Genomic DNA, 25157 nt, shown 5'->3' with positions numbered 1-25157 from the left:
AAATAATCTACATTATCTTCCGAGTTATTCATTCATGAATTGGTAAAGTTAAATTCTTTCGCCTCTTCAAGTAGGTTTTGAAAAATTATTAATACTTTATCCACCAAAAGATTTAGTAAAACAAATGTCTCACTACAAAATAAAGCTACTCAATAAGTATTATCTATCCAGCATTTAATATATTACAACTAATAGCGTAACAAATCAGACATTGTTTTATAACATCTTCTTTGTTTGTGGTAAAATTTACAACTTGAGTAAAACTTCCGTTTTTACCAATTCCAAAATTATTTTTTAAAGTAACATTTGCGACTTGGAGATTATTGAAAAATATCCTCGACATTTTCTTATTCAAGAAATAAAAAGGATTGTCTTTAATCTTTACAATATTGTTCTTAATTTTAAATTCGCTTTTAAAAAGTTCAAAACCCTTATTTCTAATTTCTTTAATATCGTATTTTTCAGGCAAGTTTTCAATTTTCAGCTTCCAAAAAAGAGCTTTGTATGAAATTGTTTTTAAAAACAATTCGTTTTCATAATAGTATTCACAAGTAACCTTCCCTTTTAAATCAACGTCTCTTTTTACTAATAATAGCAAGGCTTTGTCTTTGTATATATTTATATTACCAAAATTTGGTATAACAATTTCTATCATTTTTGTACTCCTATTAAAATTTTTGCTTCTACTCCCAATAATGCTTTCACACCAACTCCCAAATCTATACAATAACAATCACTGCTTGTATCTATTACTCCCCCTGAACCAACAGAAGGTTGAATATTAAGTGACTCAAATCCATTTCCAACTCCAGGACCAACATCTACTCCTGCTTTCATTGACCAATCCAATTTTTCAGATCCTTTAACACCACTTACACCATCATCTTTCACGCGATTATAATCATAATTATAATCTACTCCAGCTCCTACAGAAATTGGAGATTTTTTTCCTAATCCAACTGCTACTTCAAGGCTATTGTGAACTTTTCCATCTCCCCATTTTGCAGTTCCTTTATTTGCAATTGCATCATACTGAAGATAACCAATATCTTGATTTATAATCGCTGCTTTTCCCTGTAAAACACCTATTTTCCCTCCTACCCCTACTCCAAAATCAGCCTTTGCCTGAATTTTTAATACTGGATATCCGCTTTGTTTGCTTGCATTATGACCATATTCTTTACGTATATTCATTACTACGCCACCATCACTACCAAGACTATATCCATTCTTTTGAGTATAATAATATTCTTTATTATTTTTGTCCTGAAATATCTTACTTCCTCCACCATTCCACATACGATGCCACCATGCTCCAAATTTAGTTTCAAAAAGACCTTTTGGATCTATATATTTTATAGGATTATCAAATGCATAACGATAAGGTGTCCAACCTGGCGCTTTTTCCGCTAGCGGATCCACCCCATACCATATACTCAATCTTGGATTATAATACCTCGCTCCATAATAATACAACCCTGTTTCACTGTCGAGCTCCTTGGCATTGAACTTATACGGATTATCATATGCTCCTGTCATCTGTTCTACCATAGTCTCTCCGAATGGTAAATTTAAGAAAAATTGCGTTGGGTTGGCATTAGAATCGGTAACAAATGTTGCCGTTCCCAAATGATCCCCATGCAGATAATATACATCAGGAGAACTGCTCAGCGTATTTAATTCTACAGCTACTCTATTCATATTAATCCCTGCTTTACCTAAATAGTTTTTAAAATCTGTTTCAGGATCAGGCAGGTCAGCAGATGGTTTTGCCGATTTCATTGCGGTAAAATCAAAGTCCAGTAACCTGCTCGCCACACGCTGCGAACCAGCAAAATAGTTTTTGGTCATCTGCATATTCGAAGTCAGTACCACATAAGGATTAGGATAGATTTTATAATCCTTGATGTTCAAAGATCCCGGATCTTCCAATGCACCGTTCTGATACAACTGTGAACCCTGCTCAAGATTGTATTTTATGATCCTCTCTCCTTTATCATCATATACATAATACTGGAACACTCCCGTTTCACTGTTGAAAGCTTTCAGACGGTCCTGTTCATCCCAATACATATTTTCAACATAATAGCCATTATTATGCATAATAACGTTTCCGTTGAGGTCATATTCAAAATCTTCCGGACTCCCTCCTGTATTCTGGTCATCAATATGCACCACCTTATGAGTATCGGGAATATATGTATATTGATTATTAAATGTATTTTGTGCTACAGGAGCATTGTTCTGCTTATGCATCTGTTCTTTGGAAATAATTCCTCCCACATTATTGTATGCCATTATCGTTGAATACTCTGATGTAACAGGGTCCAAAGAAGATACCCCAAACATTCCGGTAGACTCCTTTAATCTATTAAGCTGATCATATCCATAACCAAAGTTATAACTTCCTCCCATTCCTCCATTATATGGCTGCGCAGTATTATTAACCGAGGTAATATTTCCTACATAATCATATGCATAATTATTACTAAGGAAGCTGTTTCCTCCGTTATCTTTTAAAGTATGCGTCGCCAGTCTTCTATCCGCTGGAGAATAGCCAAATTCAGATTTCGTATCGTTTCCGAATGTTATAGAAGTTCTTTGCCCATAATGATCGTATTGTATATTTTTTACGTATTCATATCCTTCTTTATTATTGATTTTGATAAGATTCCCCCCCAGATCGTAGGTATAGATCACGAGCTCTCCATCCGGATAGGTAATATCCTGAATCCTGTTCCAGCTGTCATATGTATACTGGGTATTCATATTTACAAGCGGAATATTGTAGCCTACTATGGTTCTGTTTTCAGAGATCACTTCCCCCATATTTCCATATTCAAAATGGGTTTCTCCGGAATTGTCTGTCTTGTAAACCAGCTTTCCTGAATTATTCCCCGAGCCTGCAGGAGCATATTTATACCTTGCATTGGCAGGGTTTTCTCCGTTCGGCATATCAGGAAGCCTAATTTCAATCAACCTATTTTGTTCATATCTATATTCAATAGGAGGCTGCCCATTGCTTTCCAGATTATCCGTTAATAAATGGGTAAGATTTCCGCTTTTATCATAGGTATAACTTGTGCTTCCGTGATCAGGATGAACCTCCTGAATTCTTCTTCCCGCAAAATCATAAGAATACCCGGTAGAAATTCCTTCAGGATCTGTTACTGTCAGTAATTCACCGATAGTGCTGTAAGAGAATAAGGTTGCCAGCTCTTGTCCGTTAATGTAATTCGAAGATTTTTCCACTTTCCCTTCAGCATTGGTATAGGACGCCGATCTCAACATCGTCCCTGTGCTATTCTGATTTAATATAGTGGTATGTTTCAATAAACCATTGTCTAACGCATAAATATGAGAAGTGGTATGCTGCAGTTCATCCACAGATGAAACGACCCTGTCTTTATAATCATATTGCTGGGAGGTATAATATCCGGAAAGATTCAGGTTGAGAGCTTGGTTGAGATTAGGATTATAATAATTAAACGGATTATTATTATCCTTTCCTTCAAAAAGTGGGTGATACTGCATACCTGCCCTTCCCAGCGGATCATATACTGTACGCCCTGATACAGACATTTTTTCTACCCCATCTACAAAAACATCTTTTTTCACCTGTATCACTCTTCCTAATGCATCCGCCAACGTCATCGTTGTGATTGGATTCTGAGGATTCTGAGAATCATAATTTTGAGTTATTGCTCCGCTCATGCAAGAAGGATAGCCCGAAGAATGATTAACCGGTACTTTATAATACTGATAAGAAACCGTATAATCAGAAATTCCAACTTCTTTAGGGGCTAAAATAGAAATCACCCTTCCTTTGGCATCATACGTATATTTCGTCGTATTTCCAGAAGCATCCATTGTTTCCGTAACCACATCAAATTTAGGATCATACTGAGCCACAGATTCCAAGTTAAAGCTATCGGTTACCCTATCCACATATTTATTTAATACGGGATCATAATTATACGTTAATGAGTATGATTCCGCATTATCGTTTGGAGGATAGATCACCGTTTTTATATTTCCGTAAATATCATATGTAAGCTGTGTTTCAGCCGTTTCATAAGCCGAAAGCTTTACCATTACTTTGGTAATATCACCAGTATTCGGGTCTGCCTCTGTTTCCCTGTATCTCAGGCTATTGGAAGTTGTTCCCTGATTAACCGAAATAGACTGAGGCACATTCAGTATATTATTATTTAAATTATGATAGCTAATTGTAGAGTTATAGCTTGTTGAGGGACTTGTATACTGATAGGTAATGATTTGTCCTTTATCATTATAGGTAAACCTTGTCGTGGTCAGCAAATTCCCTCCTGATTCATAGGCAGTATTTTCCGTTTTATCTAAGAGAACAATCGCCATTTTTCGACCTTCCGTTCCCCCAGTATCGAATGAATCTGCCAATGCCGAAGCTAGGTTGATCTTGGTATTGTTGTCTTTAAATTTATATAGTTTATATGTATTTACAACCGAGGAAAGCAAGCCACCGGCCGTGTTATATGTTTGTGAACTTCTCAATGTTCCATTCAGGAAATAACTATTGTTATAGAACGTCTGCAGGTTGGAACGGTATACCGTACTTCCTACCATTTCTTCCGTCGTTATTTTTTCAAATCCAAAAAAGTCTCGCTCTCTTCGGTCGTGATGCCCATTTTCGTATTTGTATCTCGTAACCATATCCAGTCCCGGTGTCGAAACCAAATGGGTTCCGGAAGTCACATCCGGATTGAGAATATTCACCTCTTTCATCACAAGCCTTCCATGCGGATCGTTGTAGTTTGGCTTGGAGAATTCATAATCAATCGTAAATTTATAATCTGCGTGGTAATCATAATCGTTTCCTAGATTTCTCTCCACTTTTTTCAATTTATTAGTCTTTCCGATATTGGAATGATTGACTATAAAACCATCATCTTTAGAAACTACTAAGTCCGGGTATCCGTCCCCATTCATGTCTTTGAAAGCCTTATCAGTTTCTGCAATAGATAAACCTACACTTGCACTTGCCCCACCACCAATCTTTAAATAAATAAGAGGAATAGGAGGGATTGGCCACCAAACAATAGGCCAGCTATAAAAATATTTGCCACTAATAGAAATTCCTCCCTGATAAGTTTTGGATTCGTTATTATAATCAATTCCGCCTCCGTCTCTTAGAAGCTCTACTGGATCTGAAAACTTATTCCCCAAATTATATTTGACATGCGTCTGGGTACTTCCAATAATCAAAATGTCTATTAATCCATCCCCGTTAATATCTTCCAATGTAGTTTTGGAAGATCCTAAAGAAGCAGTAGCGGATAAACTTGCTGATATTGGTAAACTCGTTATACCTCCCAAACCAAAGCTAAAACCTAAACCAATAGCCCCAACTGGTCCAGAAGCATACGTTTCCGCATTTTTATAGGTATATCCGTTATCCAGATGAGTCCCCAAATTGAGTTGGTACTTCATCACTGAAGACCCTCCTCCGGTTACCCTATCTGCCATTCCGTCGCCATTAATATCCAGCCAATAGGACTCCCCTGAATCTTCAGAATCCTGATTTATTGAGATTGTAGTACTCCATGGTGAAGACCCTTGAGAACCTGAGTTCATTAGACCTACCGCCAAATGACCATAGGCACTGGTAGAACTTTTTACCTCCCCATTTTTAGAACCTAATCCTGCCTGTATAAAAGTCTGTGGCGAAAAAGAAGGAGTCGTTGTATTCGCGTAGCTATTTGTATTGGAAATATAAGCATTCGTCAATGGGTTCTTTAAACCACCATGCCCTCCCGTAGAATTGGTTACTTGCATAGCGTCTTTATACACCACATCCGGATACCCGTCCCCATTGAGGTCCATAAAATCCTGTAAGGTAATATTCCCATCCCCGACTAATCCGGAATGTGCATTCCCTATATTTGCGACCACTAAACTTCCACTTAAAGTATTTGTTTTTGTTTTATTATAGTATTTCTTATTGATAGAATACATTTGAGTATCCACATTCCCTTGTAAAATGAGATCATCCGGTACATCAGGATTTGCTGTTTGAGGGTTAAAAAAGCCCGTCACCGATTCATCATCTTTGAATGAGTCTGCCATCGCATATTGTTCAGGTCCCGTTCCTATCCATTTTTCTGTAAAAACTAGTTGAGGCTCACTATTCTCAACTTCTACAAGTGCTGATTTGATATCAGCTTGTAATGGCCTTATTGGTTTAGGCGAAAAATTAGCCGGATTTTGATAATATCCTGAATTATTGATCTGCTGAACAATACATTGTGCTGTTTCCTCCGGAGTCGCAAGATTATTACATACCGGGAAGCTAAGACTCACAGGAGTATTAATCTCTGCAAGAGAAGTTAAATTGATTAAACGTCCATAATTATCTGAAGGAGTATCTGGATTTAGCATAAAACCGTCATCATTGTTTACCGGTACCACATCTGCATACTCATTGTACAGGAATTGCCCCCAGTTATGATAGAACTGACTGATATTTTCTAATGCTGTGGAGTTGATCGACGTATGGTTAGCACTAGTCCATAAATGATTATTTAAAAATCCGTAATAGATATTAAAAGGCTTATTATTAAATATAGTACTATATGCTTTATAAAAATCATAATCTGCTTTGGTATTGCAGTATATCTGAATATTTAAAAAATCAAGTAATATTGGGTTTCCTAAATCCTCAGACATAAAAGTCACAGGAGAAACCCCATTAATTGTTTGGTTGTTGGTCATATCAATCTCATAGATATTTCCCTGACTATTTATTGGAGCTATAATTCTTCTTTTAGCAAGTACATGTCCTCCTTTTTTTATAATATAGTAAAAACTTCCAGTAGAAGGTAATCCGGAATTAGCCGGAATATTTTTGTTAATTTGAACTTTAAAATTCTGGATACCTGATGGTGGGTTAGGAAAATTTAGAATATTTATTCCTTCACTGAATTCCGTAATAAATAATGACGGATACTCTGCTACCGCCGTGTAATTCTTCGGTGCTCCTGAAGTCGGATAATGATCAACATTGATTCTGTTCCAATTGGAATTTTTGAAAGAAATGTGAGAGTCCGTTTCTGCTACAAATCTCAATGTGTAAGGTACATCACTTGCAGATACGGTAAGATCGGTTACCCCCGCTATGGTTGGAGCAAGAGCAGCTGTAGTAAACGGAACATCACTTTGATTGTAGGTGTGAGAATATAAAACACTTTGGGTACCCGTTGTTCCGCTGGTCGCAATAATTTTAAACGTTATATCGTCCTGAGAATTTAGAAAAGAAACACTTGGAACCGTGATTTTTACCGTTCCCGGTTGGTCTATAGAGATTGGCTTAGTGTGATTATTTAACAAGAAATTTTCGTTGTACGCTCCGTTATTGTAAGAAAAGCCATCTTGAAACAATCCTGAAACAGCAGTACCAGATATATTCAGATATTCTATTTTAGGATTTGATATCACTTTATAACTGTAGCTCTCATTTTTATGTAATCGTATAAAAACCTTATCTCCAGATTGCACATATAAAGCATTTCCACTATTAATTGCCAAATGATCTGTGCTTGAAGGAACTAATGATTGTATCTGAGAAAAATAGGTATTGTAATTAGTAATTGCAATATTTTCCACCGCCATTCCTGTGGTAAACTCTTTCAAAAATATCCTTCCGTTCTTGGTAGGATTCAATGGATTTTTAATCTCGACTGAATACACCGCTTTCGCATTGGTCTTATTTTCTACCTGTACCTGGTCTGTAAATTTAATATACCCATCCATAGGAGCAATCCAGACCTTAACTACATCATTTTTGGATACATCCTGCCACGATCCTTCCAATGGCGAACCATGCTCAGTGATCGCATCGGCAACAATAACCATATTCTCGGTATTGTCACTGTATTTTGTCATTTCAACATCTCCATTCCCGGGATTTATTCTTCCGAAAATAACTTCTCCATCTTTCACCACATCCATCACTCCGTCTGAGTTGGAATCTAAGACATAAGAAGAAGTCTCACTTTTACTGGTTGCCCACATTTGGGAATAATTAAATCCATAACCAGAAATATTAATTCCGGCATCATACCCCAGACTATTCGTTCTGGTTTTAGTAATGGAAAAATTACTGTTTAAATATTTTATAGGCTTCTCCTGTCCAAAGGAAATTACTCCATTTGAAAGAATTCCCGGGCGAAAACGTAAACCTGTGCTACGTCTTCTATATATTAAATCCTGAATCCCATCTCCATCAAAATCCATAAGTTCCTGAGCTTTTTTAGCTTCAGATTCTGAATGTCCGATATTGAAAGCGGCCATTATATGACCATAGGCATTATCAGTATCTGTTATAAGAAAATCAAGTCCTACCCCCGGAAGTCTTCCGTTTATCCCCCATTCAAAGTTATTGGTGGCTGCAATTTTTGAAGGCGTCAAATACCCCGGAAGTATTGGGAAAGCATCTCCCCCACTTGCATAGATATCCAGATTGGGGCCATAATGCTGTGTTGCTCCTGTGGTTTGATTAACTAAATCATTATAATAATCGAAACGATGCTGGTTGGTAAATTTATTTTCCCCATCATATTCTATCAAATCATATAAAAGGGTCTTATAAAATTGCCCCGTTGTATATGATAGGTTATATCTTCGAATAACCGTATTCTCATATTTGACGATGATGTTATTTAATCTGTAAGGCTCTACAGTCTTCACCCCCAGTTTAGCTCCCATGCTTATATCGTCTCTGGATATGGTATTTTCCCTTTCAAAATTTACAGAATACAATCCTTTTTCATCGTCTTTTCCAGTATATGTAATTTTTTTGACATGAAAATAGATCCCATTATTGAGGTTTTCATTGTCTCCGGTTTGTCCAAGAATTTTAAAGTTCTCATATTCATATTGAATATTATTTCCATGAATATCCACTGTTTTCCAGATCGCCCAGTTAGCAATATCTCCATCATTTGTTTTGATAACCATCTCCTGATTCACTCCGCTCTCATCGCCTCCATAATAGGTTTTTGTCCCATTGGTAGATGTAACAATCCATCGGTATTCTTTTGTATTGGCACCATATCTTTCAATCTTGGTAAAATCATGATTTTTTCTTAAAAAGAATACTTTTTTATTATTGGCTAGCAATGTATCCCTCTTTTGTTTTCTTGTTGTAAAAACCGTACTGGTTTCACTGATGTCATTGTGTCGATGAGGCAGATAATTGCCATCATAGACCAGCATTTCTCCATCCAATGAATAGAGCTCGGTTTCTACTTCTGAATCGAACTTCGGACTTCCCCATCTTGTATCTAATGAAATTGCTGAAAGTCCATCTACATCCCAGCCTTCTCCCATCCATCCGTTGGATTTATTACTGTCATAGGAAATAGCAACTCCCGGCTGCATTCCTTTTCTTCCTGATGGAATTACAATCGGGTACGATACATTGGCTGAACCTCTCGGATTAGCTGTCGGAGGAGCGATAGCCTGAAGACCTGCTAACGGATTACCCGCTTTCAACCCACTCATACTGGTAGGATTTGACACTCCCAATTGAGGAGATTCAGGAACCGAAATAATTCCATTGATATAGTCTCCATCTCCATTACTTTCGACTGTGACCGTTTTGGATTCCGTATTTACCACCGAAGTCGGATCTACCTTCCATTTTCTTGATACATAATCAAAATAAAACGCCTTGATTTCTTTTGCAGACCTTGTGCCTAATTTTTTTTCATCATATGGGAAAGATAGCTTGACCTTCTTAGCCAATTCTCCTGAATGGCTACTCAGACGATAGGCATAAGTATTTGGAGTCAGACTTTTAATCTCCCCTGAAACCGCCGGAAAGTCCTTTTTTCTTAGTTTTAAGATTTCTATTTGCCCGGTTTTCAATACTGAATTTTTATCAATGTTGATCGTGGCATCCTGATACTGTTCTTTGTACTCCAAATCTTTTGAAATACGGATTTGCAGCGGCTTGAAATTCTCTTCTTTTAATACTTTAAAAGCCGTTGTACTTTTTGGGATTGTATATTTTTGAATTCCTGTTGAAGTTGCAACTGATATAAACCCTTTCTTTTTATCTTCTTCTGACAATTGAAGAGTTGTTTCGTATTCTCCTCGTAAAGACGGAAATGAAGTTTGGTTTATGTTAACAGTACCTGCTCCCAATTGTTCTACTCCTTTTACATACAGACTATTTCCTGATAATAAAGTGGACAAATTAGGTATCGACTGAGTTGAAGCTTCTGATTTCTCAAAAACTATTTTTACGTTTCTAACCTTATATTTTACCCCATTATAAGAAGAGGTAAATAAAATACTGTTTTTTCCTTTGACCAATGATTGAAGACTAATTTCCTCTTTCTGAGAGGTCCATGCATTTCCCGGAACAATAATTTCTCCTCCGAAAGCAACATTCCTGTTAATGGATCTTGAAACAGACTGGTAAGACTGCAATCCAAATAAGTCATACTGCAGAAATACTTTGATGTTATGCGTTTGAAGCTCAGGAAGAGTAATGGTAAAGAAATTGTCAGAAGCATTATCTGCTTCTTCTTCGGAAAACTCCCCGATAACTCCCTGTTTTTCTTCAGAATCAAAAATCTGATCAGAGTTTCCGGAAAACATCAGATTCTCTATAGGAAAAACAGTATTCTCTTTCCCTAAATTTGAGAATGAAGAGCCTAAAGCGTTTTTAGAGTTTCCGGATGATTTAGAATCGTGATCATTAGAAGACAAAGAATCAGATGATTCATTATCTGAATGATACACATATTTTTTCATCAGATCCAATTTAAATGCTCTTACTTTCTGCCGGTCTTCTTTAGTAAAACTGGCAAAAACAAAAAGAGAAATAAAAAACAATACGTTAAGAAGTGGCTTTCTTCTCAACTTAATTTTAGAATGGATTTTCATAAAAATGGAAAATAGTTTTTTTTATTAATCAACAATCAGTTTAAATGCTTTGATTAAGGTTTTATTTTGAGTAAGAACAATCAGATATACTCCTTGTACATTAAGTTTATTATGATATTCAGTAGTATCAGGTGCTATTTTTTCAGAGGTAATCTTTCTTCCTCCACCATCATACAGGGTTATTTCCAAATCTTTTGTGGCAGGGAATTTTACCGTAAAATAATCATTCATTTTTACAGGATTAGGATACAGCAAATACTGCAGATCCGATGTGCCCTCTCCCGCACCTCGTGTACGTTTCGGGGTTTCCTCTTTATCCTGATTACTTTTATCGGGTTGTCTTATATCTGTGTTATTGGTCGCAAAAGTAAACACTGCAGTATCTTTTTCATCAGAAAATGAAACCCCTGAATATTCTACCACATCTCCTTTAGCCTTTCCTGCAATTTTTTGGTAAGTTCCGTCTTCATTTTTAATTAGCATCCAATAATTGAGTCTCAATTCTTCAGGATTGATTATTTTTTTACTAATCTGTACTGCATAACCGGTCTTAGGGATACCTTTACCTATAAAGCTGATTTCCCAATTTCTTTTCAGCTGCTTCAGGTTTTCTTTTATTTCAAAATCCAAAGGATTGTCATCGTCTGACCAAATAGCGAAAGTATTGTTATCCAAGGATGAAGAGTTGTCAAAATTGGTTCTGAATATCTTATTCCTTCCTATGGCGACCGTTCTATCTTCCTGATTGCTGGATTGTTTCTGATACAATTCATTAGCATCATCTCTTCCAATACCTGTAGGCCTTTTTTTGAATTCTTTATGTTTTTCAGGATCCCAGATTACCTCTCCGCTGCTGTTGAAATACTTTGATTTTTCTAAAGATATTCCATACTTTATAGAAAGATAAGAGTGCAGTTTTTCCAACTCCGTTTTTTTAAGCTTTTGAGGGGCAAAAAAAACTTCATATAGATTTTTATCCTGAACTTGTATATTAAGGCTGTCTTTATTAGAACGTTGTTTAGGGCTTACATAAGAAATAATACTCGGTTTTTTCTTAAGGGTGATGAGCTCACTGCTTTTACTTCTTTTATAAGAATGATTGCTTAGCTCAGCTATGATATCCTTGTTATTCCAAATATTTTCTTCTTCAACAGAATTGTGAACCACAATGAGTGTTTGCGCCGCATTTTTGGAATATTTTACAGGCTGCTTCAAATGGTTTCGAATGTTACAGTGAAAATTCAGGAGGCTTTCTTTATTGCATTTTGCACTATCGCGGGATGCTTCTATATCTGATTTTTTCCAAACCTTGTTATTCTGATTTTTAATCTGGCCCTGTAAAGAAAAGGAACCGGCTAAAAATATCGACAAATAGATAAAACGAGTAGATTTAACATTCATATTGTAATAAAGTTGGTCGTTAATTTTTAAATAAGTGCAAAATTAACAAAATTTATGATTTAGCAATTTTATTTTAATAAAACCTTAACTTTTTTAGTATTCATAAGGGTTTCCAAGAGAAATTTCATCACTTTTTCGTGAGTTTTGAGCCTAAAAAACCTCCCAAATTTCTCTCTTAAAAGTGAAGAATGGGTTGTAAGTTCATGAAAATAGAGAGGTTATTTTTTATATCATGAACAATACTCATTTAATAAAATTACAACCTTCTATGATTCAAACTCACTCTCATTATCCTTTTTATTGATATCAGTTTTCAAAGCAATAATGGGTTTACAAATCGTAAAATAAAATACAACCTTGATACTTTTAGTAGAATTAGTTATTTCTTTAGCAGTCAATATTGTAAATTAATATAGATCATATGCAATTCATTAAAAAATATCGAAATCATAAATTTTATTAAATTATTCCATTTTATTTTCTATATTTGCCCAGCAAAAAAAAGAAATGATTTTATCTAACTTAAAAAAAGGAAAGAAACAGTACTTACGTCGAACGTCGTGAGTCATTTTCCTTTGGTTAGAAACCAGATACATCAGGAGCTTGTCATCACGACAAGCTCTTTTTTTTTGTTTTAATAATTATAATATTTTTAATCTATTTATGAAAGTTTTAAAATTTGGAGGAACTTCGGTAGGAAGCCCGGAAAGAATTGAACAGTTATTACCTATTATTAGCTCTCAGAAAGCAGACAGACATTTGGTTGTCTTATCCGCTGTATCAGGAACTACCAATGATCTGGTAACCTTGTCAGCATTATATGCAAAAAAGGACATTCAAGCTGCGTATGCACACATTGATATGCTTTACGGAAACTATAAAAAATTTATCCATCAATTATTTAAGACAGAGGAAGGGATTGTAGAAGCAACAGCGTTTATTGATAAAATATTTGATCTGTTCTACCAATTTAAGAATAAGAATTTCACCTTAGCTGCTGAACGAATCATCCTGGCTCAAGGGGAGATCATCTCTACTACCCTATTTCATTTACATTTAAAAGAAATTGAAGTTCCTTCTGTATTATTACCGGCTCTGGACTTCATGCTAATCGATGAAAACAATGAACCCGACATCGAATATATTCGAGAGCATTTAAGCCTGGAAATCTCAAAACATCCGGAGGAAAAACTATTTATCACCCAAGGATATATCTGCAAAAATGCTCAGGGAGAAATTGATAACTTAAGAAGAGGAGGTTCGGATTATACGGCTTCATTAGTAGGTGCAGCTCTACAAGTTGAAGAGGTTCAGATCTGGACAGACATTGATGGGTTTCATAATAATGATCCGAGATATGTATCAAATACCAAATCCATTGCCAAACTTAATTTTGATGAAGCAGCCGAGCTTTCCTATTTTGGAGCAAAAATTCTACATCCTCAAAGTGTTTTCCCGGCAAGAAAATATAATGTTCCTGTACGATTATTAGATACAATGAACCCTAATGCACAGGGTACACTGATTTCAGGAGAAAGCACTAATCAAAATCAGATTGTAGCCATCGCTGCTAAAGACGGCATTACTGCCATTCGTATCCAATCTTCCCGAATGTTGATGGCTTATGGTTTTTTGAGAAAGGTTTTTGAAATTTTTGAGCGTTTCAAAACTCCTATTGATATGATTACTACCTCTGAAGTAGCCGTTTCGCTTACCATTGATGAGACCGATTCTCTTTCTGAGATCGTAAAAGAATTAGAATTATTTTCAACGGTTGAAATCGATAATGATCAATCCATCATCTGCATTGTTGGGGATTTCAGAAAAAGCAATCACGGATATGCCAGTGTGGTTTCGGACGCTGTAAAACATATCCCTATCAGAATGATCTCTTACGGAGGAAGCGAAAATAATATTTCCTTATTGGTTCCTTCAATTTACAAAATTGAGGGGTTAAGATCGTTACACAACAGATTATTTTAAACTATTTGATCTTATAAATATTTTATCAAAAATCACTTTACTGGTCTATGATCGGACTTTAAAAGTGATTTTTGATATTATTAATGGTTTTCATTTTACACATTTCCACTTGTTTCATTTTCTTGCAATAAAAAAGAAAAAGTACTTCCTGCTCCAAAATCGCTGGTTACATAAAGATGCCCACCTTGAGCTTCGATAAATTCTTTGCTTATGCTTAATCCCAATCCCGTTCCTTCTTTTTTTGAACCGGGAATTTTGAAGTAACGATCAAAAACTTTATTCAGATATTTTTCTTCTATTCCTTTCCCAAAATCAGTTACCGAAAACTTTATTTTATCGCCTTCTTTTTTTACAGAAATATCAATTTCCGAATTTTCATAAGAATAACGAATAGCATTTGATAGAAGATTATTAATAACCCAGGATGTTTTCTCATGATCTGCCAAAACAGTGGTAAGATCCTCTTCTATGTTTATTTTGAACTGAATTTGTTTTTGTTCTGCCGCAGATTTATTGGCATCTACAGCATACTTTATAATATCCCGAATATCTGAAGATTTTATATTTAATTGTAGCAAACCGCTTTCAACCTGAGTGATATTTAATAATTCTCCTGTAATTTTCAGGAGCCTATCCGAGTCTTCTTTAATACCGTGTACCAGATTTTTTTGCTCATCATTTAAATTTCCGATTCGCTCATTCTCCAACAACTGCAATCCCATCTGAATCGAAGAAATAGGTGTTTTAAACTCATGAGACACGGTACCTAAAAAGTTGGTCTTTGCTAAATCTAATTCTTTAAAAGGCGTAATATTTCTAAGCATGATTACCTGACCGATAAAACGGCTCTGCTCTTCACCTGTAGGAATGATATTGATGTCAACAATCTCTTTGTCAAAATAGCTTTCTTTTCCGTCAGCATAGATCTTCATAGATTCTTTCGCTGTGTTTGCAAATTCCGGCTGAATCATCTCTTTGATAATATCTCTGATCAGATCATTGGTTACGGCTACATCCTGAATTAATTTCCCTATGAAGTTTTCTTTTTTCAGCCCCGTTATTTTTAAGGCTTCATCGTTCACAAACAATACTTTCTTATTTTCGTCAATTCCGATAACCGGATCGTGCATATTGTCGATAAGAGTTTCTATACGTCGTTTTCCCTGAATAATTTTATCCAATTTGCTTTCAGAATACTCATGAAGCTTTTCTGCCATTGTATTGAAAGATTTTGCCAGCTCTCCAAATTCGCTCCTACTTTCAAAATGTACTCGTTCTTTATAGTTTTGATTAGCAATCTGTTTAATACTTTCCGTAAGACTTTTGATGGGATTGGCAATATTGGAGGGCAGATTCACCATGAGAATAAAGGCAATTAAGAAACAAAGCATTCCGGTTCCCGAAATTGCCGCAATTGCATTTTTTGCCGTGGCATCTGCGACACTGCTTTTATGCTCAATAGCACTCATATTAAGCTGCATCAATTCTGCAATATCTTTTCTGATAGAATATTGAAGAGCAGTATTTTCCGGTTTTTTTTTCAATGCCTGGAAATGAATTACTATATTATCAGTTGCTTCTTTTTCTCCCGGCTCTGTTACATTATCTCTCTGTTTTTCTAACTGTTTTTCAAAAACATTAAATGCCAAAGGATCAGAATTTATTTCTTCCAGCGCTAATAGCATATTACGGGAATATTGAAGGGTATTGTAGTTAGCCTTCAAAATATTATTGGTGTCTTTTTTCAATAAGTTGATGTACCATGCTCCCAACACCGAAAGCACAATAATCATGATGAACAAAAGGCCTACACCAATATTAAGTTTTGTTTTAATTTTCACTTGAAGTAAATTGATAGATGTAAATTAAAAATTGAAATTATTTTGTAACGAAGTTTTTAGTTGTTTTAATTATTGAAACTAAAAGTCTTATCACTTCTTCTAAATCATGAATGAGAGATTGTGATAATTTCTCATCTATAAAATCAGTATCTTTTAACAACCTTATCCAATATCGTGTCTCGTTGGCTTATTTATTTGCGATTGAAAGTTTATGAATAAAATCCATTTTACTTTCTCCTTGCAGCGCTTCTTCCACCATTGCACCTACAGAAGTTCCGCTTCTTAAAACCTGCTTCGAAAGGATAAATTCTTTTTTCTCTTCTTTCAGGAATTTATAGAATTTAACTATTCTTATGGCAAAAATATAAGATTTATCCTTTAAAATATTTTGATTTTTCATCTTTCAATTTTAAATTTTCAACTTAATATAACCAAATCTATATTCTCCTGTGACAGTTTATTCAATAAAGAATTAAAAGTATCCGTTGCCAGAATGATTTTCCATAAATTCAAATGAGGTTTTCCGATACAAACCGTTGTAATTTTCCGTTCTTCACATTGTTCCATAATCGTATGTGCCACATTTGCATTTTCTACTTTTATAATTTCTGCTCCTAATTCTGTTGCTAATTTAAAATTATTAATCAGATGACGCTGCTTGTCCAAAGCTATTTTGTCTGAACTTTCTCTGGGAATCTGCACATACAGAAGATACCACTGACTATTGTAATAATTAGCCAATCTCGCTGTTTTTCTGATCACATTTTTAGCCGTTTTCTCATTGGAACTGATGCATGCTAAAAACCTCTCTTTTTTCATAACTTTATGAGTAGTGACTTCCGATTCTACTTTTCTTGTAACCTGTGATGCCACTTCTTTTAAAGCCAGCTCGCGGAGCTGTAAAATACTTTCAGATTTAAAGAAATTATTGAGTGCAGCGTTGATTTTCGTCTGGTCATAAATTTTCCCTGCTTTTAATCGATTGATAAGTTCTTCAGCAGTTAAATCAATATTCACAACCTCATCTGCCTGCGAAAGCATAGAATCCGGAACTCTCTCTTTTACTTCGATATCGGTAATATTTTTTACTTCTTCATTTAAGCTTTCAATATGCTGAATATTCACCGCTGAAATCACATTAATTCCAGAATCCAGAATTTCCATTACATCCTGCCAACGTTTTTCATTTTTGCTGCCTTCAATATTGGTATGAGCCAATTCATCAACAATCACCACTTCCGGACGGAGATTCAACACCGCCTGAACATCCAATTCCTCCAGTTCTTTTCCCTTGTAGAAAAGCTTTCTTCGGGGAATAATCGGTAAACCCTCCAATAAAGCATGGGTTTCTTTACGATTGTGAGTTTCAATATAGCCGATTTTTACATCAATTCCGTTTTCTAAAAGGGCGTGAGCTTCCTGCAGCATACGGTACGTTTTTCCCACACCTGCACTCATTCCTATATAGACTTTAAACTTCCCTCTTCTTGAATTTTTAATAAGAGTAAGGAAGTCCTCCGCAGAATTTCCGCCTTCCGACATATTGTATTTTTTTATTGTTTTAAGTTTAATTTTGTTTGACATTGCGTTCCAAACTTTCTATTCGTTTTTCCAATGCTTGAATTTTTTCTGAATCTGTAAGCTGCGGCAAAGAATCTTCTTCAGTTTTCCATTTCTGATATCCAATCCATATTCCCGGAACCAACATGACCACCAAAAGCAAATCCCATAAAATTACATTCTTCAGAGATCGTTTCTCTCTTTCTTTAGTAATAGATTCAAATTTAAAATACCTTGACAGCAAAAAAGTTGCCCAGCCAATAAAAAGGCAGTTGATAAAATAAAAGTAAAATCCACCTATAAAATAGGTAAAATCAAGCTGGGCGATTCCGTAAGCTGCCGTACAAAGTGGCGGCATACAAGCTGTAGCAATAGCAACACCTGCAATGATTTTTACCCCTTCTTTTTTTACAATCCCTATAAAACCTGCTAATCCACCAAAAAAAGCCAAAAAAATATCAAAGATTGATGCTTTTTGAAAAGCTTCCAGCAATTCTGTAGAATGATCGAAAGGATTAATTATAAAAAATAAGGTTGCCGAAGCTAAACTGACTATCGTCATTTTAACCCAGTTTCGGGCTCCTTCAATTCTAAGATTTCTGTCATTAATGGCCAGTCCAAAAGCAAATCCGATCACGGGTCCCATTAAAGGAGAAATCAGCATGGCTCCAATAACTGCACTTATCGAGTTGGTGGTAAGTCCAATACAGGCTATAATCATAGCAAACCCCAAAATCCAAAGATTGAATCCTTTAAAAATTACCCCTTCTTTTATCTCTCCGTAAGTTTCCCAATCATGTTCTTCTTTCGCCGTGTAAATCTGCTGCCCTAAGTATCTCTTAAAAATGTCGAATCTTTTCATTCAGTTATATTTTAAGGAAAGTTAGAAAATTTACACGCATCTTGTACATCGTATCACAAAATCCCCGAACGATTTCTCGGCAGGGATTTTTAGTTAATCTGGAAACAATTAAAAACTTACCGCCAGTGAGGTCACCGCCATAAGATTATTATTTTTTAAATTATTATCCCTGTTCAGAAAAATTTCATCTTTGCTGTTTAAATTTTTGAGTTCTGTTCTCCAAACCAGATTCGGAAGAATCCAATAATCTGCATTTAAAGAATATCCGAAAGTTTTGAAACCATTTTCTGTTCCGGTAGCAATGATTACTCCTTTTTCATCATTGTAATATTCTCCTCTTGCTGCAAAACTTAACTTTTCCGTTGGAGAGTATTTTGCAATAACCACAGGAGAATACCAGATATTGTATTGATTACTTCCTTTAGCTTTCTGTTCGGCTCCGATATCAAACCCTGTAATCAAAGCAAATTTTTTGCTCAATTGGAAGCTACCGTACAAATTGTGAAAATACCTCATCTGTCTTATGCTGTCCGGTTTGTCATTTCCAATAAAAGAGCTGCTGTTCAGGGTAATTTTTTCATTCGGTTTATACGTCAGCTGATGACCAAAAGCCACCGTAGAATTTCCGTCTACACGCTGAATTCTTTGCCAACCGTTCAGAACCAATCCGCTTACAAACCATTTTCCGTTGTCGCTGGTGTAAGAAATTTTAGCACCACTTTCAAAATACGGAGAATTATCCGCCAACATACTTCTTGTTAACGTAAAACAGTCTTTGCTGATTGCGCTTTCAAAACCTATGTGAGACGGCAAAATTCCCGCATCAATCCAAAGGTTTTTGTTTTTTGAAATCTTGACTCCTACATTCGCCTCATAGATGTTTTTTAAAACACCGGATTCTGCGGCATAGTTGGAATTCATATAGGTTCCTACCCCTAAAGCGACATTGGCTCTTAGTTTTTCGGTTTCATAATTTGCTTTTACAAAACCCAAATTTAAATTAACTTCATTGTTCCGGCTGTGGCTGTATACAAATCCTGGTCTGGTATTATTTTTAGGATTATTAAAGTCGTATTGATAGTACACTTCCGCATAACCGCTTATTTTTAAAGGATTTTTTGTTTCTTCCTGAGCATACAACATCGAAGCTGCTCCAAGCATTAAAAATGATAATATTGATAGTTTTTTAATCATAATCTTTTCTATTGATATATATCGACTTATAACCCGTCTAATGCGATATTAAGTTTTAAAACATTAATTTTTTCTGTTCCGAATAATCCAAGAAGCGGTTTTTCCGTATTAGACGCTATGAGTTCCTGAATTTTGTTCTCATCGATCTGTCTGATTTTAGCAATTCTTTTTACCTGAACTTTTGCCGCCTGTACAGAGATATTGGGATCTAATCCTCCTCCACTGGCTGTTACCATATCTGATGGAATTTCTGATTTCTGAATTTCCGGATTATGTTTCATAAAATTACCGATTCTTTCCTGAACCGTTTTCAAATAATCAGGATTAGACGGTCCTTTATTGCTTCCTCCAGCTCCTGCTGCATTATAATCTACTGCCGAAGGACGTGACCAAAAGTATTCATCTTTATCGAACTTCTGACCTATATTGGCGTAATAGTAAGATGTTTTCGGTGAAATGTGAGAAGTTTCATCATTCTTTTCACTGTTTATTAAAGACTTCTCACTCTTAATGATTTCTCCTTTCCCATTATTGGGTGCTGCCTGAGCTATTCCAAAGATGAAAAGTGTATAGATTCCTGAAAAAAACACAGCACATAAAAGAGTTAATCGGATGGCTGGTAATATATTTTGTTTCATAATGATGAATGTTAGAGGTTAGAAGTAAAAAGCAAGAAGTTTAACAATCTGCTTTTTACTTTTTACTTTTTACTTTTTACTTTTTACTTTTTACTTAAATAAATAATGATACAATAAGATCAATAATCTTAATCCCAATAAATGGAATGATAACTCCACCCAATCCGTAAATCAAAAGATTTCTTCTCAACAGTGCGCTTGCACCGATTGGTTTATAGGCAACTCCTTTCAAAGCTAAAGGAATCAACATCGGAATGACAATGGCATTAAAAATTACCGCTGAAAGAATAGCTGATTCCGGAGAATGAAGATTCATGATATTCAGTCCTTGTAATGCAGGAATGGATGCAATAAATAACGCAGGAACAATTGCAAAATATTTTGCCACGTCATTCGCAATGCTAAATGTTGTTAATGTTCCACGAGTCATGAGTAATTGTTTACCGATCTCTACCACTTCGATAAGCTTTGTTGGATCATTATCCAGATCCACCATATTTCCGGCTTCTTTTGCAGCCTGTGTTCCGCTGTTCATTGCAACCCCTACATCAGCTTGGGCAAGAGCAGGAGCATCGTTGGTTCCGTCTCCCATCATCGCAACCAATCTTCCGTCTGTCTGTTCTTTTTTGATGTAATTCATTTTATCTTCAGGTTTTGCTTCTGCAATAAAATCATCTACTCCTGCTTTTTCAGCAATGAATTTTGCCGTCAGAGGATTATCTCCGGTTACCATCACAGTTTTGATCCCCATTTTTCTCAAACGGTCAAAACGTTCTTTAATCCCCGGTTTAATAATATCCTGTAATTCTATCACTCCCAAAGCCTTTTCATTTTCTGAAACCACAAGAGGTGTTCCTCCGTTTTGCGAAATAGCTTTGACTTGTTCTTCAACTTCCGTCGGAAACAGATTACCAGAATTGATAACCATATTTTTAATGGCGTCAGTTGCACCTTTTCGGATTCGCGTGTTCTCATAATTGATCCCCGAACTTCTTGTTTCTGCTGTAAAGTTGATATACTCCGGTGAGATGTTAGAAGTAAGAACAGCCAGTTCTTGTTTTACAACACCATTTACATCTAACTTTTCACTCAGTTCCACAATAGATTTCCCTTCCGGAGTTTCATCTGCCATAGAACTTAGAACGGCAGCTTTTATTAAAGCCTTTTCCTCAATCCCGTTAGCCGGATAAAAATGAGTTGCTTTTCTGTTTCCGATAGTAATGGTTCCCGTTTTATCCAATAATAAGACATCGATGTCACCTGCGGTTTCTACTGCTTTACCACTTTTAGTAATTACATTGGCTCTTAAAGCTCTGTCCATTCCTGCAATACCGATTGCCGATAACAGGCCTCCAATCGTAGTGGGGATCAGACAAACAAATAATGAGATAAATGCTGCAATGGTAATTGGTGTATTCGCATAATCACCAAACGGTTTTAAAGTTACCGTAACGATTACAAAAACTAATGTAAATCCAGCCAACAGGATCGTTAAAGCAATTTCATTCGGAGTTTTCTGTCTTGATGCCCCTTCAACCAAAGCAATCATTTTATCTAAGAAACTTTCTCCGGGTTCTGTGGTAACTTTTACTTTAATTTGGTCTGAAAGTACTTTCGTTCCTCCCGTAACACTGCTCTTATCTCCTCCTGCTTCACGAATTACCGGAGCACTTTCTCCTGTGATAGCACTTTCATCGATCGTAGCCAATCCTTCGATAATTTCTCCGTCAGAAGGAATGATATCCCCGGTTTCACAGAGAAATACATCTCCTTTTCTTAATTGATTAGAAGGCACGATTGTAGTTTCACCGTTTGATAAAAGCATCTTTGCCGGAGTTTCTTCTCTCGTTTTTCTTAAGGAATCTGCCTGAGCTTTTCCCCTTGCTTCGGCAATTGCTTCTGCGAAATTGGCAAAAAGAAGTGTGATAAATAGTATTGCTGTTACAATGATATTATAGATAAGACTTCCCTGAGAAGTTTCTCCCGCTGCAATCCACACACAAACTCCGGCCATTACCAAGGTTCCGATATATACCATAAACATGACCGGATTACGGAACATTTTTGCCGGGTGCAGTTTTATAAATGATTGTTTCAATGCTTCATTGACTAATTCAGCCTGAAACAAATTGTTATTATTTCCTTTCATTTTTTTATTTGTTAGAAGTAGAAAGTAAAATGTGAAAAGAGTAAAAATCATTCACATTCAGGTATTTATACTTATATTTATTTTTTAACACATTTTTGATGAAACCCCATAGAAATTTGAAAGCATGGAGCGACAGTATTTCTTTGATTAAAGAAGTATATCTTGTCACCAAATCTTTTCCTAAAGAAGAACTTTTCGGTACCACTTCACAAATGCGGCGAGCTGCGTTATCTATTCCTTTAAATATAGCAGAAGGGGCTGCAAGAACCAGTAAAAAAGAATTTGCCCGTTTTCTTGATATATCCATTGGATCTATTGCAGAGCTTGATACTTTATTGATCATTTCTTTTGAATTAGAATTTTTATCTAACGAAGAATTCCACTTATTAAATAGTAAACTTGATTTAATTGGAAAACTCGTTTATGGTTTGAAGCGAAAGTTGCTTAGTGAGTGAGAAGTTTTATGTAAAAAGTGAGATATATCGATTCCACTTCTTACCTCTTACTTCTCACTTCTCACTTCTCTTTCTACATAGAAAAATACTCAGCGATAGGTCCCAAAGCCAATGCCGGGAAGAACGACAATGCTGCTACAATAGCGATAACGGCAAATACCATCAGTCCGAATGTTGAAGTATCTGTTTTTAGTGTTCCTGCACTTTCAGGAATGTATTTTTTAGCCGCCAAACTTCCTGCAATCGCAACCGGACCGATGATGGGTAGGTATCTTGCCATTAACATGACAATTCCACAGGCAATATTCCAGAAAGGAGTATTGTCTCCCAATCCTTCAAAGCCACTTCCGTTGTTGGCACTTGATGAGGTAAATTCATACAACATTTCACTGAAACCATGATAACCCGGGTTATTCAGCCAGCTTGCGAATGTTTCAGGATTCTGAGAATATAGATAACTCGCAATGGCAGTTCCCGTAAGAATTAAAAAAGGATGAAGAAGCGCAATAATCATGGCAATCTTCATTTCTCTTGCTTCAATTTTCTTTCCTAAAAATTCAGGAGTCCTTCCTACCATCAATCCACTGATGAACACAGCAAGAATGATGAAAATATAAAAGTTCAGAAATCCGACACCAACACCTCCATAAAAAGCATTTACCATCATTCCCAGCATCTGGTTCATTCCGCTTAAGGGCATAAAACTGTCATGCATAGAATTGATACTTCCGGTAGAAATTACTGTTGTTGCAATACTCCAATAGGCAGAAGCTGCAGAACCAAAACGGACTTCTTTTCCTTCCATATTTCCCATGGTCTGAGAAATTCCCATATGAGAAATCGCAGGATTGCCATTCATTTCAGTCGCTACGGTAGGAATCATAAGAAGTAAGAAACCTACGGTCATTACTCCAAAGACTGTCCAGGCCAGCTTTCTTCTTCTGACAACATATCCCATTGCAAAAACCATTGCCAAAGGAATCAGCATTTGAGTGACCATTTCTACGATATTGGTAAAATAATTTGGGTTTTCGAAAGGGTGCGCTGAGTTGGGTCCAAAAAATCCGCCTCCGTTTGTTCCTAAATGCTTGATCGCTGTAAAAGCAGCAACCGGACCTCGACTTACTTCAACTTTGTCTCCCTGTAAATTAGTAATGCTGTCTTTTCCTTCGAATGTCATCGGAGTTCCGTTAAATACCAATAATGTAGCAACCACGATTGCAATCGGTAATAAAATTCTGGTACAGCTTCTTACAAAAAAGAAGTAAAAGTTTCCCAGTTTTTCTGTGGTTCTTTCTCTCATGGCAAGGAAAACAACTGCAGCGACTGCCATTCCGCAACCTGCACTGATGAACTGCCATAACATAAGAATAAGCTGTCCTAAATAAGACATTCCCGTTTCCCCTGAATAATGCTGAAGATTGGTATTCGTTACAAAACTTACCGCCGTATTGAATGCCAAATCTCCACTCATAGATGGATTATGATCCGGATTCAGTGGAAGCCAACCCATATTGGTTAATACAAACATGGCGACTAAAAACCAAACAAAATTGATCGTTAATAAAGCAAGCAGGTGTTGTTTCCAGGTCATTTCCGTGTCAGGATTAACACCGGCTGCTTTGTAGAAAATTTTATCTACCGGATTAAAAATCTTATCCAGCCAGGTTTTTTCATTACTGTATATTTTCCCGATGTATCTTCCTAAAGGTATTGCAAGACCTACTGCTAAAAAGAACATCAATAGTATTCCTAAAATTTCTGAGTTCATTGTTTTTAATTAAAATTTGAAAATTGATCATGAATTATTCTTCAATTCTCATTTTGGTTAAAATTTCTCTGGTTTTACCAGCACATAGCACATATATCCGAACACGCTAATGGCTATAATGAATAATGCGGTCATATTTTTTCAAAGTATTTTACGGTTAGAAAAAACAAAGCGAAGAGCGCTGCTCCTGTTACAATTAAAATGATGCTCATTTTTTTATAATTTTTATGCTTACTGAATGATAGCGGCTACTACAAATACTCCGAGAATAACCACTACATTGATGACTAAAATTTCAAGATTGTGTTTGCTGTTGGAAGATTTCCATTCTTTCCAGCTTCCTTGTTTTCTTACTTTCATAGTTGTTGTAT

General features: G+C 35.9%; 14 protein-coding genes and 1 pseudogene. 2 read left to right on the top strand and 13 right to left on the bottom strand.

The annotated features are described in order from the left end of the window. Positions 1 to 163: 163 nt before the first annotated feature. The 3 genes from LV842_RS00125 to LV842_RS00115 are packed head-to-tail and all read right to left on the bottom strand — an operon-like array spanning position 164 to position 12333. Positions 164 to 655 (bottom strand): hypothetical protein, encoded by a 492-nt coding sequence (locus LV842_RS00125; protein WP_233109431.1) that lies wholly within the window; start codon positions 653 to 655, stop codon positions 164 to 166. Continuing rightward, positions 652 to 10932, bottom strand: a complete 10281-nt coding sequence (locus LV842_RS00120) for a SpvB/TcaC N-terminal domain-containing protein (protein ID WP_233109430.1) — start codon at positions 10930 to 10932, stop codon at positions 652 to 654. Before LV842_RS00120 ends, LV842_RS00125 begins: the two co-directional genes overlap by 4 nt. Before the next feature lie 24 nt (positions 10933 to 10956). Continuing rightward, entirely contained in the window at positions 10957 to 12333 is a 1377-nt protein-coding gene (locus LV842_RS00115) for a T9SS type A sorting domain-containing protein (protein ID WP_233109429.1), read from the bottom strand. 663 nt (positions 12334 to 12996) lie between these two features. Here LV842_RS00115 and LV842_RS00110 point away from each other — a divergent pair. Continuing rightward, complete coding sequence (locus LV842_RS00110; protein ID WP_233109428.1) at positions 12997 to 14316, top strand: aspartate kinase; 1320 nt, start codon at positions 12997 to 12999, stop codon at positions 14314 to 14316. Positions 14317 to 14411: 95 nt separating this feature from the next. On the opposite strand, the gene LV842_RS00105 is transcribed toward LV842_RS00110, so the two are convergent. From LV842_RS00105 to kdpB, 7 genes and pseudogenes are all read right to left on the bottom strand, one after another. Continuing rightward, the gene (locus tag LV842_RS00105) at positions 14412 to 16157 is read right to left on the bottom strand and encodes an ATP-binding protein (RefSeq protein WP_233109427.1); all 1746 of its coding nucleotides are present in this window, start codon (positions 16155 to 16157) and stop codon (positions 14412 to 14414) included. A gap of 37 nt (positions 16158 to 16194) precedes the next feature. Next, a pseudogene (locus LV842_RS00100) lies at positions 16195 to 16557 on the bottom strand (four helix bundle protein). A gap of 17 nt (positions 16558 to 16574) precedes the next feature. Further along, positions 16575 to 17699, bottom strand: a complete 1125-nt coding sequence (locus tag LV842_RS00095) for a sensor protein KdpD (RefSeq protein WP_394801193.1) — start codon at positions 17697 to 17699, stop codon at positions 16575 to 16577. Between the two features lie 25 nt (positions 17700 to 17724). After that, positions 17725 to 18579, bottom strand: coding sequence for a DUF389 domain-containing protein (locus LV842_RS00090; protein ID WP_233109425.1), 855 nt, complete (start codon positions 18577 to 18579; stop codon positions 17725 to 17727). Positions 18580 to 18687: 108 nt separating this feature from the next. Next, a complete protein-coding gene (locus LV842_RS00085) occupies positions 18688 to 19773 on the bottom strand; it encodes a porin (RefSeq protein WP_233109424.1) in 1086 nt (361 codons plus the stop codon). Positions 19774 to 19799: 26 nt separating this feature from the next. Next, positions 19800 to 20411 (bottom strand): K(+)-transporting ATPase subunit C, encoded by a 612-nt coding sequence (locus LV842_RS00080; protein WP_233109423.1) that lies wholly within the window; start codon positions 20409 to 20411, stop codon positions 19800 to 19802. 94 nt (positions 20412 to 20505) lie between these two features. Further along, on the bottom strand, positions 20506 to 22560 hold the full coding sequence (kdpB, locus tag LV842_RS00075; RefSeq protein ID WP_233109422.1) for a potassium-transporting ATPase subunit KdpB: 2055 nt from the start codon (positions 22558 to 22560) through the stop codon (positions 20506 to 20508). A gap of 98 nt (positions 22561 to 22658) precedes the next feature. Here kdpB and LV842_RS00070 point away from each other — a divergent pair, with 98 nt between their 5' ends. Continuing rightward, on the top strand, positions 22659 to 23015 hold the full coding sequence (locus LV842_RS00070; RefSeq protein WP_233109421.1) for a four helix bundle protein: 357 nt from the start codon (positions 22659 to 22661) through the stop codon (positions 23013 to 23015). Between the two features lie 73 nt (positions 23016 to 23088). On the opposite strand, the gene kdpA is transcribed toward LV842_RS00070, so the two are convergent. The 3 genes from kdpA to LV842_RS16065 all read right to left on the bottom strand — a co-directional run bounded on the left by kdpA (position 23089) and on the right by LV842_RS16065 (position 25146). Next, the gene (gene kdpA / locus LV842_RS00065; protein ID WP_233109420.1) at positions 23089 to 24786 is read right to left on the bottom strand and encodes a potassium-transporting ATPase subunit KdpA; all 1698 of its coding nucleotides are present in this window, start codon (positions 24784 to 24786) and stop codon (positions 23089 to 23091) included. Positions 24787 to 24843: 57 nt separating this feature from the next. Next, positions 24844 to 24921, bottom strand: coding sequence for a potassium-transporting ATPase subunit F (locus tag LV842_RS00060; RefSeq protein WP_225686785.1), 78 nt, complete (start codon positions 24919 to 24921; stop codon positions 24844 to 24846). A gap of 96 nt (positions 24922 to 25017) precedes the next feature. Then, entirely contained in the window at positions 25018 to 25146 is a 129-nt protein-coding gene (locus LV842_RS16065) for a hypothetical protein (RefSeq protein ID WP_262909350.1), read from the bottom strand. Positions 25147 to 25157: the final 11 nt, after the last annotated feature.

The organism is Chryseobacterium gwangjuense, assembly GCF_021311115.1.
Lineage (GTDB): Bacteria > Bacteroidota > Bacteroidia > Flavobacteriales > Weeksellaceae > Chryseobacterium > Chryseobacterium gwangjuense.
Note: the sequence above shows the minus strand (reverse complement) of the source record. Positions and strands in the feature narration are given on the sequence as shown.